Here is a 12,830-nt window from a genome sequence, read left to right on the forward strand (position 1 = left end):
GCCATGTTCAACAAAGGACAACTTGCCGGCCTCATGAAGCAGGCCCAGGCCATGCAGGACAACCTCAAGAAGGCCCAGGAAGAACTCGCCCACATCGAGGTCACCGGCGAGTCCGGCGCCGGCCTGGTCAAGGTGGTCATGACCTGCAAGCACGACGTCAAGCGGGTCACCATCGACCCCAGCCTGCTCGCCGACGACAAGGACATGCTCGAAGACCTCGTGGCTGCCGCCTTCAACGCCGCCGTGCGCAAGGCCGAGGAGACCTCCAGCGAGAAGATGGGCAAGCTCACCGCTGGCATGCCGGGCCTGCCGCCGGGCATGAAGTTTCCCTTCTGATCCCCCGCCCGGTGGCCGACAACCATTCCCTGGAGAACCTGGTGCAGGCGCTGCGGCGCCTGCCCGGCGTGGGTGTGAAGTCGGCCCAGCGCATGGCCTTTCACCTGCTGCAGCACGACCGCGAGGGCGCGCAGCTGCTGGCAGGAGCCTTGCAGGCGGCGGTGAGCGAGGTGCGCCACTGCGCGCTCTGCCACACCTTCACCGAAGACGAGGTCTGCGCCACCTGCCGCGACCCGCGGCGCGACCGCAGCCAGCTCTGCGTGGTGGAAACCCCGGCCGATCAGGCCGCCATGGAGCGCACCGGGGCCTACAAAGGCCTGTACTTCGTGCTCATGGGCAAGCTCAGTCCGCTTGACGGCGTGGGCCCGCGCGACATCGGCCTGGACAAGCTGTTCGACCGCGTGGACGACCCCGCCGCCGAGGTGCCGGTGCGCGAGGTGATCCTGGCCACCAACTTCACCGCCGAGGGCGAGACCACCGCGCACGTCATCGCGCAGGCGCTGAAGGACCGGGGCCTGCAGGTCACGCGCCTGGCGCGCGGCGTGCCGGTGGGCAGCGAGCTCGAGTACGTCGACCTGGGCACCATCGCGCACGCCCTGGTCGATCGGCGCTGAAGTTCCCGTTCCGCGGGTCGGTGTAAACCCGCTCAGGACTCGCCCGGATGGCGGGCGCGCCTCGCCCCCCTAATCTCGGCGCATGGGTCCCCTGAACCGCCGCCAGTGGAGCGCCGCCATGGCCGGGCTGGCGCTGGCCGCCGGTGCGGGGCCGGCCGGGGCCGCTCAGCCCACCCCGCGTCCGGCCCCCTGGCCACCCAAGCTGGTGGACACCCGCATCGTGATCGCGCTGGAGCCGCGCACCGGCCTGGGCAACCTGCCGCTCACGGTGGCCGAACAGCGCCACTTCTTCCGCGAGGAAGGCCTGGACGTGGAGCTGCGCGAATTTCCCGACCTGGGCCAGGCCATGGCGGCGGTGCAGGCCAAGGCGGCGCACGTGGTGTGCGTGCCCTTCGCGCAGCTGATCGCGCCGCCGGTGCACGCCCTGGGCTGGCAGAGCTTCGTGGTGCAGGGCCGCGCGCCGCAGGTGGTGCTGGGCGTGTCGCACAAGACGGTGCCGGGGTTTCGTGGCCCGGCCGATCTGCGCGGGCGGCGCGTCGGACTGCACGCCAAGGACCCGCTGGCCCGGCGCGTGCTCACGGCATTCCTGCAGCGCGAACAGGTGAGGGAGGACGAGGTGCAGGTGCTGCCCCAGTCCAGCCCCGGGGCGGCGCTGCTGGCGTTTCGCGGCGGGCAGCTGGACGCGCTGTGCCACGCCGATCCCATGATGACGCTGCTGGAGCAGTTGGGCGAGCTGCGCGTGGCGGTGGACACGCGCAGCCTGGGCGGCACCACCGAGGTGTTCGGCGGGCCCGTGCCGGTGGGCTGCCTGAGCGCGCCGGCCGAATTCCTGGAGCAGTACCCGCGCGTGACGCAGGCGCTGACCGACGCCGTGGTGCACGCGCTCAAATGGCTGCAGACGGCCGGTCCCTCGGACCTCATCAAGACCGTGCCCGAGAGCCACTTCCAGGGCGACCGGGCAATCTACCTGGCCACGGTGGAGCGATCGCGCGACGCCTGGACGGCCGATGGCCTGATGCCGCGCGGCGGTCCCGAGGCCATGAACCGCGTGGGGGAGGGAACGCCGCTGGCGCCGGCCGAGGTGGCGCGGCATTTCACGAACGCCTTCGCGCAGAAGGCGAAGGCGCGCTTCAGGGCCTGAGGCCCGCCCGCGCGCCGCGTCACTGGCGCGCGGTCTTGCTCGACCCCGAGCTGGCCGTGCGGGACTTGCTGGAGGAGGTCTTCGCGGCGGTCGCCGGTTTTTTGGCCGCGGGTTTTTTTGCCGCGGCCGAGCGGCTCGCGCTGGCGCGTGGCTTGACCGCCTTGGTGGACCGCGCCGTGGTCGTGGCCTTGGCGCGCTGGGACGGCAGGTGCAGGGTCACGCGCTGGCCGGTCTTGAGCGAACTGCCCACCGAGAGGCGGTTCCATTCGGCCACGCTCGCCGCGCTCAGGCCGTAGCGCCGCGCCAGGCGGGCCACGTTCTCGCCCTTGCGGGCCTTCACCACCACGCGCCGCGTGGTCACTTCGGGCTGCAGGCTGAGGGTGCCGTTGTCGGCCACGTGGGCGGGCACGTCGCGGTCCAGCTTGCCGTTGCGCGGCACGATGAGGCTGGAGCCCGCGCGCAGCCGCATGCGCGGCGGAATGGCGTTGACCTTGCGCAGTTCGGCCTCGCTCATGCCCACGCGCTCGGCCGCCTGCGCCACCGTCATGGTGCTGGGCACCACCCAGGCCGTCCAGCTCGCCAGCGGGCCGTTGTAGGCCTGCAGCTTGCGTTGGAAGATCACCGCGTTGTCCCAGGGCAGCAGCACCTGGGGCGTGCCGGCGGCCATCACCACGGGCTGCTTGAGGGACGGGTTGAGCGCGCGCACGTCGGCCTCCTCGACCTCGGCCAGGCGCGCGATCACGGCCACGTCCATGTCGCGCTCGATGCCGACCGTGTCGAAGAAGGGGTGGTTGCCGATGTCGGGCAGGGTGGCCGAGTAGCGCGCCGGGTTGGCCACGATGTTCTTTACCGCCTGCAGCTTGGGCACGTAGTGGCGGGTCTCGGCGGGCATGATGAGGTCGCCATAGCCCGTGGGCAGGCCCGCGCGCTGGTTGCGCGTGATGGCACGGCTGACGTTGCCCTGGCCCCAGTTGTAGGCGGCCAGCGCGAGGTGCCAGTCGCCGAAGCGGGCGTGCAGTTGCTCCAGGTAATCGAGCGCGGCGCGGGTGGAGGCCAGCACGTCGCGCCGGTCGTCGCGGAACGCGTTCTGCTTCAGGTCGAAGGAGGCGCCGGTGGCCGGCATGAACTGCCACATGCCGGCGGCGCGCGCGCTGGACACGGCCTGCGGGTTGAAGGCGCTTTCGATGAAGGGCAGCAGCGCCAGCTCCATGGGCAGGCCACGCGCCTCGATCTCCTCCACGATGTGGAAGAGGTAGCGGCTGGAGCGCTCGGTCATGCGCTGGATGTAGTCGGGGCGCGAGAGGTACCACTGCTCGTGCTGGCGCACCAGCTCGTCGTTCAGGTCGGGCAGGGCCAGGCCGCGGCGGATGCGCTCCCACAGATCGGCGGGCGCGGCCAGCGAGGTGACGGTGGGCGCGTCCATCGGCGCGACGGCGAGGTCACTCAGGGGCACGTTGCCGGGCAGGCGCACGGCGGGACCGCCGCGCGCGCCGGTGGCGGGGTCGCTGGCGGGCGCGCTGGCGGTGGGCGAGCCGGGGGCATCGACGGCGACGGTGCTGGCGCAGCCGGCCAGCGCCACGGGGAGGGCGAGGGCCAGCGCCAGGCGCTGGGCACCGCCACGCAGGCGCGCGAGCGCCGGGGCAAGACAAGGGATCATCGAAAAACGTTCTTCCATTCGCGCAGCGTGGCGAACACGGCCACCGGATCGGCCGAGAGGCCGGGCGCCTGTTGCTGAGCCGCGGCCACCACCTCGGGTTCCGCGGTGCGCAGAAATGGGTTGATGCGCCGCTCCAGATCGATGGAGCTGGGCAGGGTGGGCTGGTTGCGCGCGCGCTGCTGCTGGCAGTGCCGCGCATAGGCCGCGAGCTCGGCGTTGCCGGGTTCCACCGCTTGCGCGAATTTCAGGTTGGAGAGGGTGTACTCATGCGTGCAGCACACGCGGGTGGTGCCGGGCAGGGCCGCCAGGCGGTTCAGCGAATGGTGCATCTGCGCGGGCGTGCCTTCGAACAGTCGGCCGCAGCCGCCCGAAAACAGCGTGTCGCCGCAGAACAGCAGGGGCAGGCCGTCGAGTTCGGGGGTGTAGTACGCGATGTGGCCGCTGGTGTGGCCCGGCACGTCGATCACCTCGAAGGCCAGGCCCAGCGCCGCGACCCGCTCGCCCCCGCCCACGCGGTGCAGCGGCTCGGGCATGGGCTCGTGGACGGGGCCGATGACCTGGGCACCCGTGGCCTCGCGCAGGGCGGCCACGCCGCCGGTGTGGTCGGCGTGGTGGTGCGTGATGAGGATGGTGTCGAGCGCCAGGCCCAGGTCCTTCAGCGTGGCCAGCACGCCCGAGGCCTCGCCCGGGTCGACCACCAGCGCGCGGCGGCCGTCGTGCAGCAGCCAGATGTAGTTGTCGGTGAAGGCGGGGATGGGCAGGAGCTGCATGGGGGCTGCGGTGGGCGTAGGGGTGGGGCGTGTAGAGTGCGGGCACTGTGAACACGCCCCCGCGCCGATGACCGAAAAAATTATAGGGTTGACCGAATGGTTCGCGACCCCGCCTGGCAGGTACCTGCTGGCCTGGGAGCAGGACCGGTTCGACCTGGCGGTGGCCGATGTGTTCGGTTTCCATGCCTTGCAGCTCGGTGTGCCCGAGCTCGACGCGCTGCGCGCCAACCGCATGCCGCAGCGCTGGCTGGCCTTGCCCGAAGGCGATGCGCCCGCCATCGATGGCGCGCGCGTGGCGCTCGTCACCGACGCCGCGGCCCTGCCGTTTCCCGAGGCCAGCCTCGACCTGGTGGTGCTGCCGCACACGCTGGAGCTCAGCGCCGACCCGCACCAGGTGCTGCGGGAGGTCGAGCGCGTGCTGGTGCCCGAGGGTCGGGTGGTGCTCACCGGCTTCAATCCCGCGAGCCTGTGGGGCCTGCGCCAGGCGCGCGCGCGCGCCCTGCAGCGGCTGGGCCGGGGCACGCGTCCGTACCTGCCCGAGGCGGGCGAGTTCATCGGGCCGGGCCGCCTGCGCGACTGGTTGCGATTGCTGAGCTTCGAGATCGAGGCCCAGCACTGCGGCTGCTACCGTCCCGCGGTGCGCACCGACAAATGGCTGCACCGCCTGCGCTGGATGGACCGCGCCGGCGCGCGCTGGTGGCCGATCTTTGGTGCGGTGCACGTCACCACCGCGGTCAAGCGGGTGCGCGGCATGCGCCTGCTGGGCCCGGCCTGGAAGCCGCGCCGCGTGCCGGCCACGGCGCCGGTGCCGCTGGCCAACCGGCAGCGGCGCTGAGGCGCTCGCCGTCGCGCCGCGCGGCGGCACGCACGGCCACCGGGCATTTTTTCTTTGGATGGAGCATTCTTTGGACCACGTGGTGATCTACACCGATGGCGCCTGCAAGGGCAATCCCGGCCCCGGCGGCTGGGGCGTTTATCTGAAATCCGGCGGGCATGAAAAGGAGTTGTGGGGCGGCGAGCGCGACACCACGAACAACCGCATGGAACTCATGGCGGTCATCCAGGCTCTGTCCGCCCTGAAGCGGCCCTGCCGGGTGTCGCTGCACCTGGACAGCGAGTACGTGCGCAAGGGCATCACCGAATGGATCCACGGCTGGAAGAAGAAGGGCTGGGTGACGGCAAGCAAGCAGCCGGTCAAGAACGCCGATCTGTGGCAGCGCCTCGACGCCTTGGTGCACGGCGGGCCGCACCGCGTCGAGTGGCACTGGGTGAAGGGCCACGCCGGCCACGCCGGCAACGAGCGCGCCGACGCGCTGGCCAACCGGGGCGTGCCGGGCTGAGGGTTCTGCGCGAAAAATCGCCCGGTTCGACTGTTACCGTTTGTCAGCGGGACACATTCGGACTGCACAATGTCGGGATTGTTGGCATGGAAACTGTTGCCCCAGGGGCACAGGGCTGACAGCAGCATTCGAGCGGAGACTTCATGGCGAAACCCAAATCAACGGTCTGGCTGGCGGTGCTGGGCCTGGCGCTGGCGCTGGGCGGTGCCTGGTGGTGGCAGCAGCAGCCGCGCGCCTCGGGCGTGTCCGGCTCGGCGGGCGCGGCCTCAGCGCCCCGTGCCGCCAGCGGCGCCGGTCCGGTCAGCGTGGAGATCGCCGCCGTCAAGCAGGCGCGCCTGCAGGACGACGCCCAGGCCGTGGGCTCGCTGAACTCGCGCCAGGCCGTCACCCTCAAGCCCGAAACGGCGGGCCGCGTCGCCCGCATCGCGTTCAAGGACGGCCAGGGCGTCAAGCGTGGCCAGTTGCTGGTGCAGCTCGACGACACGCTGCAGCGCGCCGAGCTGAGCCAGGCCCAGGCCCAGCTGTCCATCGCGCGCGCCAACCTCAAGCGCAATGAGGAGCTGCTGGCGCAGAGCTTCGTGGCCGCGCGCGTGGTGGACGAAAGCCGCGCCGCCCTGCAGGTGGCAGAGGCTCAGGTGGACCTGGCCCAGGCGCGGCTGCAGCGCATGCGCATCACCGCGCCCTTCGATGGCACGCTGGGCCTGCGCAGCATCAACCTGGGCCAGTACGTGAAGGACGGCGATCCGCTCGTCAACCTGGAGGACACCTCCCAGCTGACGGTGGATTTCCGCCTGCCCGAGCGCTATCAGAACCGCATCGCCCCGGGCCAGTCCGTGCAGGTGCAGCTCGACGCGCTGCCCGGCCAGCGCTACCCGGCGCGTGTGCTCGCGGTCGATCCCCTGCTGGACGCCAACGGCCGCTCCATCGCGGTGCGCGCCGAGATGCCGTCCTCCCGCGGCCAGGAGCTGCGCCCCGGCATGTTCGCGCGCGTGCTGATCGTGTTCTCGGTGAACGAGAACGCGCTGGTGGTGCCCGAGGAGGCCCTGGTGCCCCAGGGCGGACGCCAGTACGTCTACGTGCTCGACGAGCAGGGGCAGGGCGACGCGCGCAAGCGCACCTCGCGCCGCGTCGAGGTGGAGCTGGGCGTGCGCCGCGGCGCCGACGTGCAGATCACCCAGGGCCTGAAACCCGGCGACACCGTGGTGGTGGCCGGCCAGCAGCGCCTGCAGCGCGACGGCACCGTGGTGCGCGTGGTGGACCTGGCGGCCCGCGCCGCCGCCGCGAACTGACGCCGCCGCGCGCCCGCCACCGGAGGCCCGCATGCAACTGCCCGAAGTCGCCATCCGCCGGCCGGTGTTCGCCACCGTGCTGTCGCTGCTCATCCTGCTGGTGGGCCTGGTCTCGTTCAACAACCTCACGGTGCGCGAGTACCCGCGCATCGACGAACCCACCGTCACCGTCACCACCCGCTTCGGCGGCGCCTCCAGCGAGGTGATCGAGTCCCAGGTCACCAAGGTGCTGGAAGACTCGCTCGCCGGCATCGAGGGGGTGGACATCATCACATCCATCAGCCGGCAGGAGCAGAGCCAGATCACGGTGCGCTTCAAGCTCGAGCGCGACCCCGACTCCGCCGCCGCCGACGTGCGCGACAAGGTCAGCCGCGTGCGCCAGCGCCTGCCCGACGACGTCGACGAACCCACCATCGCCAAGGTCGAGGCCGACGCCACGCCCGTCATCTGGCTCGCGCTCAACTCCGACACGGTGTCGGCCCTGGACCTCAGCGACGTGGCCAACCGCCTCATCAAGCCGCGCCTGCAGACCGCGCCCGGCGCGGCCGATGTGCGCATCTGGGGCGAGCGGCGTTTCTCCATGCGCATCTGGCTCGACCCGGACCGCCTGGCCGCCTACAACCTGACGGTGCAGGACGTGGAGGACGCGCTGCGCCGCTCCAACCTGGAGGTGCCGGCCGGGCGCATCGAGAGCTCGCAGCGCGAGTTCAACGTGACGGCCGCCACCGACGTGCAGACGCCCGAGCAGTTCCGCGCCATCGGCATCCGCACGGTCAAGGGCCAGACCATCCGCATCGGCGACGTGGCGCGCGTGGAGCAGGCGCCGCAGGACGAGCGCACGTCGGTGCGCTACAACGGCCGCGACGCCGTGTCGCTGGGCGTGATCCGACAGGCCACGGCCAACCCGCTGGAGCTCTCGGCCGCGGTGCAGAAGATGCTGCCCAGCATCAGCGCCGAACTGCCCAGGGGCGTGAGCATCGAGGTCGCCAACGACAACTCCATCTTCATCGACCGCTCCATCAAGGCGGTCTACACCACCATCGCCGAGGCGGTGGTGCTGGTGGCGCTGGTGATCTTCCTGTTCCTGCGCACGCTGCGCGCCTCGGTCATTCCGCTGATCACCATCCCGGTCAGCCTGATCGGCTCCTTCGCGCTGATGGGCCTGTTCGGCTTCTCCATCAACACGCTCACGCTGCTGGCGCTGGTGCTGGCCATCGGCCTGGTGGTGGACGACGCCATCGTGATGCTGGAGAACATCTACCGCCACATCGAGGAGGGCATGAAGCCCTTCGACGCGGCGATCAAGGGCGCGCGCGAGATTGGTTTTGCCATCGTGGCCATGACGCTCACGCTGGCGGCGGTGTACGCGCCGCTGGCCTTCACGCCCGGGCGCACCGGGCGGCTGTTCGCCGAGTTCGCGCTGGCGCTGGCCGGCGCGGTGGTGGTCTCGGGCTTCGTGGCGCTCACGCTCTCGCCCATGATGTGCTCCAAGCTGCTGCGCCACGTGGACCAGCCCGGCCGCTTCGACCGCTTCATGGAGCGTGTTCTGGTGCGCATCAACCAGGGCTACGACCGCCTGCTGGGCCTGTCGCTGCAGGTGCGCTGGCTGGTGGTGGGGGTGATGCTCGCCAGCGCCGGCGCGAGCTGGTGGCTGCTGAGCTCCACGCGCTCGGAGCTGGCACCCATGGAAGACCGCGGCGTGGTGCTGGCCAACATCAATGGACCCGACGGCGCCACCCTGGCCTACACGCGCCGCTATGTGGACGCGATCGAGAAGATGGCCAGGGAGCAGCCGGAGTTCGACCGCATCTTCGCGGTGGTGGGCAACCCCTCGGTGGCGCAGGGCAGCGTGACCATGCGCGGCAAGGCCTGGGAGGAGCGTGAGCGCAGCACCATGGAGATCGCGCGCGCGCTGGCGCCGCGCATGGCGGCGCTGCCGGGCATCAGCGCTTACCCGATCACGCCGCCTTCGCTGGGCCAGGGCTTTCGCGAGCGGCCGCTCAACTTCGTCATCGTCACCAACGACACCTACGAAAACCTCGCAGCCGTGGTGCGCCAGTTCCAGGACCGCATGGCGCAGAACCCGGGTCTGGTGCAGGTCGACACCGACCTGCGCCTGAACAAGCCCGAGATCCGCATGGACGTGGACCGCGAGCGCGCCGCCGACATGGGCGTGAGCGTGGACGCCATCGCGCGAACGGTGGAAACCATGCTGGGGGGGCGCACGGTCACGCGCTACAAGCGCGACGGCGAACAGTACGACGTGGTGGTGCAGACCGTCTCGGCCAACCGCAGCACGCCCGAAGACATCGACCGGCTGTTCGTGCGCGGGCGCGGCGACGCGATGATCCCGCTGGCCTCGCTGATCAGCACGCGTGAGGTGGTGGTGCCGCGCGAACTGAACCATTTCGGCCAACGCCGCAGCGCCTCGATCACGGCCAACGTGGCGCCCGACTACTCGCTGGGCGAGGCGCTGCAGTTCATGGAGCAGACGGCGCGCGAGATCCTACCCGCGGGCTACGCCACCGACCTGAACGGCCAGAGCCGCGAGTTCCGCAACGCCTCGGGCTCGCTGGCGCTGGTCTTCGTGCTGTCGCTGCTGTTCATCTACCTGGTGCTGTCGGCGCAGTTCGAGAGCTTCGTCGATCCCTTCATCATCATGCTGTCGGTGCCGCTGTCGATGATGGGCGCGCTGCTGGCGCTCAAGCTTTCAGGGGGCACGCTGAACGTGTTCAGCCAGATCGGCCTGATCACGCTGGTGGGGCTGATCACCAAGCACGGCATCCTGATCGTGGAGTTCTCCAACCAGCTGCGCGAGCAGGGACTGGAGAAGCTGGACGCGGTGAAGCAAGCGGCCGGCCTGCGCCTGCGGCCCATCATGATGACCACGGGCGCCATGGTGCTGGGCGCGATTCCGCTGGCGCTGGCCACGGGCGCCGGCGCCGAAAGCCGCCAGCAGATCGGCTGGGTGATCGTGGGCGGCATGTCGGTGGGTACGCTGCTCACCATCTTCGTGGTGCCCACCATGTACACGCTGCTGTCGCGCCGCCAGTCGGGCGAGTCGGCGCACCCGGTGATGCGCGACGAAGCGGGTGGCGATCACGCCGGGGCGATTCCCGCCAAGTAGGCGGGGTTACAGGGACACGCCCACGGCGTCGGGCAGCGGTACGGCGCGCCGCGCCCCGCCTGGATCGGGGGCCTCGCACACGCTGAGCGCGGCCTGAAGGTCCCGCGCCGCGCTGCGCAGCGCCTTGCCATTGCGCACGTCCTGCACGGGGATCCGTGCAAGCAGCTTGTGCGCCATGTTGCGAACCAGAAGGAAGGGGTGCTCTTCGGCCAGGACGCGGCAGGCGGTCTTGAACCGAAGGCTGGCCGCTTGCCTGGCCGACTGGCGGGTCTGCCGGTACTTCGTGATGTTGAACCCGCAGTCGAGCAGCCGCCGCAGGGACATCGGTTCCTCCCATGCGCATTGCCCGTGGTCCATGCAGAGGGCCTTGTCGGCTTGTTGGTCGGCGGTGAGCAGCGCCATGAACCCTTTCACCACCCCGGTGGCTTCGTCGAGCGATGGGGCGCTGGCCTCATGGGGACTGCTGGCGTCCCCTGGGGGCTGCTCGAGGGGGGCGGCGTCGGGAGGGGAAGGGCAATGTCTCATATCGGTCCGTGGAGTCGATGCTGACAATGCCGCTTCAGTCGCCGCGGGCCGCCATTCGTTCCGCGTTCGGCCGCATGGCCGATGCCGGGCCTAGGGGGGAGCGGGCCTCGCGGCCCAGGTCTTCAGATCACCCCGTCGAAGACCATCACCTCGACGGTGTCGCCCACGGCCACGTTGCCCTGGTCGTGCCGCAACACGATCAGCCCATTGGCCTGGACCATGGAGCTGAGCACGCCCGAGCCCTGGTTGCCGGTGGTGCGGGCCACCAGCGTGCCGTCGGCCGCGCGCTCGACGGTGCCGCGCTGGTACTCGGTGCGGCCGGGTTTCTTGCGCATGGCTTCGCCGCTCCTGGCCTGCAGCAGCACCGGTGGCGCCACGTCCGCGCCCATGAGCCGCTGCAGGGCCGGGCGCACGAAGGCCAGGAAGGTCACCATCACGGCGACCGGGTTGCCCGGCAGGCCAAACAGCACCGCGGACTGGGCGCCTTCGTTGATGCGGCCCACCGCCATCGGGCGGCCCGGGCGCATGGCGATGCGCCAGAAGGCCACGTCACCGAGCTGTTTCATCATGGCCTTGGTGTGGTCGGCCTCGCCCATGCTGACGCCGCCGCTGGTGATGACGGCGTCGGCGCGCGCGGCGGCTTCGCGGAAGGCGGCTTCCAGGCGCGCGGGCTGGTCGGGGACCACGCCCATGTCGATCACCTCCACGCCCAGGCGCGTGAGCAGGCCGAACACGGTGTAGCGGTTGCTGTCGTAGACCGCGCCTTCGCGTGGGGCTTCCCCCAGGCTGAGGATCTCGTCGCCGGTGGAGAAATAGGCCACGCGCGCGCGGCGCCGCACGCGCACCGTGGGCAGGCCCAGGCTGGCCACCAGGCCCAGCGCCGCGGGGCCCAGCACCTGGCCGCGGCGCAGCGCGGGCTGGCCCGCCATCAGGTCTTCGCCCATGAAGCGGCGGTTGTCGCCGGGCTTGACCACGCCGGGCGGAATGGTGACCGTGTCGCCATCGACCCGGACGAATTCGATCGGCACCACCGTGTCCAGGCCCGCCGGCATGATGGCGCCGGTCATGATCTTCAGGCACTCGCCCGCGCCCACGGGGTGCGCCCAGGCCTTGCCCGCGAAGGCCGTGCCTTGGCAGCGCAGCACCAGCGGCGACGAACCCAGCGCGGCGCCATCGAAGGCAAAGCCGTCCATGGCGGAGTTGTCGTGGGGCGGCACGCTGATGGGCGAGACCACGTCCTCGGCCAGCACGCGGCCCAGGGCCTCGAAGATGCCGACGTCCTCGGTGTCGTTGATCGGCTCGACGAGGCGCGCGAGGAATGCATTGACGCGCTCGGCCGCCAGGGCCTGGGGGTCATAGCCCTGCAGCTCGGCCGCGATCTGTTCGATGGTCTTCATGGGCGGCCCTGCTCCAGCGCGTGCAGCTCGTCCAGGGTGTTGGTGTTGAAGAAGGCCAGGGGGTCGTCGCCGGGTTGGTCGAAGGGCACGAGCACGGTGTGGTGCTGCTCGGTCCAGCGGTCGATCTTGCGGCCGCCGGCCTGCGTGAAGGCCACCAGGCTCTCGAGCAGTTGCACGCGCAACAGGCTGAACACCGGCTGCGCCCGCGGCGCGCTGCCGTTCTCGGGCGCGCTGGCCATGGCGATGTCGGTGGCCGGGTCGTCGAAGGCGGCGGCCAGGCGCCGCGCGAGGTCCAGCGGGAAGCGCGGCGTGTCGCAAGGCACCGTCAGCAGGTAGGGCGTTTCGGCGCGCTCCAGGCCGGTGAGAAAGCCGGCCAGCGGGCCCGCGTAGTCGCTCAGGGTGTCGGGCCATACCGGCACGCCGAAGGCCTCGTAGGCGCCGAGGTTGCGGTTGGCGTTGAGCATCAGCTCGCCGATGTGTTCGCCCTCCTGCAGCTGCAGGCGCATGAGCGCGTGCAGCGCCAGCGGCGTGCCGTTGAACTTCTGCAGGCCCTTGTCGGCCCCGCCCATGCGCGAGCCCCGGCCGCCGGCCAGGACCAGTGCCGTGATTTCTCTGGGGTGGATCATTCGAGGAA

General features: G+C 70.9%; 12 protein-coding genes. 7 read left to right on the forward strand and 5 right to left on the reverse strand.

What is annotated here, in order from left to right:
* The first annotated feature begins 3 nt into the window (after nt 1–3).
* From DY262_RS04605 to DY262_RS04615, 3 genes are all read left to right on the forward strand, one after another.
* The gene (locus tag DY262_RS04605; RefSeq protein WP_116957792.1) at nt 4–336 is read left to right on the forward strand and encodes a YbaB/EbfC family nucleoid-associated protein; all 333 of its coding nucleotides are present in this window, start codon (nt 4–6) and stop codon (nt 334–336) included.
* 11 nt (nt 337–347) lie between these two features.
* Entirely contained in the window at nt 348–950 is a 603-nt protein-coding gene (gene recR, locus DY262_RS04610; RefSeq protein WP_070397975.1) for a recombination mediator RecR, read from the forward strand.
* Nucleotides 951–1,032: 82 nt separating this feature from the next.
* Nucleotides 1,033–2,091 (forward strand): ABC transporter substrate-binding protein, encoded by a 1,059-nt coding sequence (locus DY262_RS04615; RefSeq protein WP_116957793.1) that lies wholly within the window; start codon nt 1,033–1,035, stop codon nt 2,089–2,091.
* A 19-nt stretch (nt 2,092–2,110) separates the two neighbouring features.
* Here DY262_RS04615 and DY262_RS04620 read toward each other — a convergent pair whose 3' ends face one another.
* On the reverse strand, nt 2,111–3,766 hold the full coding sequence (locus tag DY262_RS04620) for a transglycosylase SLT domain-containing protein (protein WP_425459283.1): 1,656 nt from the start codon (nt 3,764–3,766) through the stop codon (nt 2,111–2,113).
* On the reverse strand, nt 3,745–4,518 hold the full coding sequence (gloB, locus tag DY262_RS04625) for a hydroxyacylglutathione hydrolase (RefSeq protein ID WP_116957795.1): 774 nt from the start codon (nt 4,516–4,518) through the stop codon (nt 3,745–3,747). Before gloB ends, DY262_RS04620 begins: the two co-directional genes overlap by 22 nt.
* Nucleotides 4,519–4,585: 67 nt before the next feature.
* On the opposite strand from gloB, the gene DY262_RS04630 reads away from it, so the two are divergent.
* The 4 genes from DY262_RS04630 (at nt 4,586) to DY262_RS04645 (ending at nt 10,274) form a co-directional block, all read left to right on the forward strand.
* Nucleotides 4,586–5,353 carry a class I SAM-dependent methyltransferase gene (locus DY262_RS04630; RefSeq protein WP_181936417.1) on the forward strand — a complete coding sequence of 256 codons (768 nt, stop codon included), beginning with the start codon at nt 4,586–4,588 and terminating at the stop codon, nt 5,351–5,353.
* A gap of 70 nt (nt 5,354–5,423) precedes the next feature.
* Nucleotides 5,424–5,858 carry a ribonuclease HI gene (rnhA, locus tag DY262_RS04635; protein ID WP_116957797.1) on the forward strand — a complete coding sequence of 145 codons (435 nt, stop codon included), beginning with the start codon at nt 5,424–5,426 and terminating at the stop codon, nt 5,856–5,858.
* Nucleotides 5,859–6,001: 143 nt separating this feature from the next.
* The gene (locus DY262_RS04640; protein WP_116957798.1) at nt 6,002–7,147 is read left to right on the forward strand and encodes an efflux RND transporter periplasmic adaptor subunit; all 1,146 of its coding nucleotides are present in this window, start codon (nt 6,002–6,004) and stop codon (nt 7,145–7,147) included.
* A gap of 31 nt (nt 7,148–7,178) precedes the next feature.
* Complete coding sequence (locus tag DY262_RS04645; protein ID WP_116957799.1) at nt 7,179–10,274, forward strand: efflux RND transporter permease subunit; 3,096 nt, start codon at nt 7,179–7,181, stop codon at nt 10,272–10,274.
* Between the two features lie 6 nt (nt 10,275–10,280).
* On the opposite strand, the gene DY262_RS04650 is transcribed toward DY262_RS04645, so the two are convergent.
* From DY262_RS04650 to mobA, 3 genes are all read right to left on the reverse strand, one after another.
* Nucleotides 10,281–10,676 carry a hypothetical protein gene (locus DY262_RS04650; RefSeq protein WP_116957800.1) on the reverse strand — a complete coding sequence of 132 codons (396 nt, stop codon included), beginning with the start codon at nt 10,674–10,676 and terminating at the stop codon, nt 10,281–10,283.
* Between the two features lie 245 nt (nt 10,677–10,921).
* Nucleotides 10,922–12,196, reverse strand: coding sequence for a molybdopterin molybdotransferase MoeA (gene moeA, locus DY262_RS04655; RefSeq protein WP_116957801.1), 1,275 nt, complete (start codon nt 12,194–12,196; stop codon nt 10,922–10,924).
* Complete coding sequence (mobA, locus tag DY262_RS04660; RefSeq protein WP_116957802.1) at nt 12,193–12,822, reverse strand: molybdenum cofactor guanylyltransferase MobA; 630 nt, start codon at nt 12,820–12,822, stop codon at nt 12,193–12,195. Before mobA ends, moeA begins: the two co-directional genes overlap by 4 nt.
* Nucleotides 12,823–12,830 lie beyond the last annotated feature (8 nt).

The organism is Hydrogenophaga borbori (genome assembly GCF_003417535.1).
Lineage (GTDB): Bacteria > Pseudomonadota > Gammaproteobacteria > Burkholderiales > Burkholderiaceae_C > Hydrogenophaga > Hydrogenophaga borbori.